1 protein-coding gene is annotated in these 1,057 nt (G+C 62.0%); it reads left to right on the top strand.

Going from position 1 to position 1,057, the window contains the following annotated elements; all coding sequences use genetic code 11:
* Positions 1-1,057, top strand: a protein-coding gene (locus ABD679_RS15285; RefSeq protein WP_344760884.1) for an IS3 family transposase whose coding sequence is annotated in 2 segments (ribosomal slippage) — positions 1-253 and positions 253-1,057 — 1,058 coding nt annotated over the 2 segments. Because the reading frame shifts where the segments join, the coding sequence is not laid out codon by codon here. This gene is flagged as partial in the annotation.

Genomic DNA, 1,057 nt, shown 5'->3' with positions numbered 1-1,057 from the left:
ATGAAGAAGTCCCGCTTCACAGACAGCCAGATCATCGCCGTGCTCAAGCAGGCCGAAGCCGGTACACCCGTGCCGGAGCTATGCCGCGAACACGGCATCAGCTCGGCGACGTTCTACAAGTGGCGCAGCAAGTTCGGCGGCATGGAGGTGTCCATGGTGGCTCGGATGAAGGAGCTGGAGGAGGAGAACCGTCGGCTGAAGAAGATGTACGCCGAGGCCCAGCTCAGCACCGACCTGCTCAAGGAAGCGCTCTCAAAAAAATGGTGAGGCCATCTCAGCGCCGGGAGATGGCCAGAACAGCAGTGGAAGGCGGACGCACCAGCATTCGGCATGCCTGTCAGACCTTTGAGGTCAGTGAAACCTGCTACCGGTACCAGGCGAAGGCCTGCGAGGAGAACGCCCGGATTGCGGACTGGCTGGTGCGGCTGACCACGACCTATCGCGACTGGGGTTTTGGCCTTTGCTTCCTGCACCTGCGCAACGTCAAGGGGTTCCGCTGGAACCACAAGCGGGTCTACCGCATCTACCGGGAGCTGGAGTTGAACCTGCGGATCAAGCCCAAGAAGCGTTTGGTGCGGGAGAAGCCGGAGCCGCTCGCGGTGCCTGAGGCGATCAACCAGGTCTGGTCGATGGACTTCATGCACGACCAGCTCAGCGATGGACGAAGCTTTCGGTTGTTCAACGTACTCGACGACTTCAACCGCGAAGGGCTCGGCATCGAGGTCGACCTGTCATTGCCTTCGAGTCGCGTGATCCGCTCACTGGAGCAAATCATCGAGTGGCGTGGCAAGCCGCGCGTGATCCGCTGCGACAACGGGCCCGAGTACATCAGCGGGGCACTGCTGGCCTGGGCGGAGCGGCAGGGCATCCGGATCGAGCATATCCAACCGGGGAAGCCGCAACAGAACGCTTACATCGAGCGCTACAACCGCACGGTGCGCTACGGCTGGCTGGCCCGCTCCCTATTCGACACGATCGAGCAGGTGCAGGACAGAGCCACCCGCTGGCTATGGACTTACAACCATGAGCGCCCGAACATGGCGCTCGGCGGCATCAC

It is taken from the genome of Luteimonas lutimaris, from assembly GCF_039537065.1.
In the GTDB taxonomy this organism is placed as follows: domain Bacteria; phylum Pseudomonadota; class Gammaproteobacteria; order Xanthomonadales; family Xanthomonadaceae; genus Luteimonas; species Luteimonas lutimaris.
This window is presented reverse-complemented; position numbering and strand designations above follow the sequence as displayed.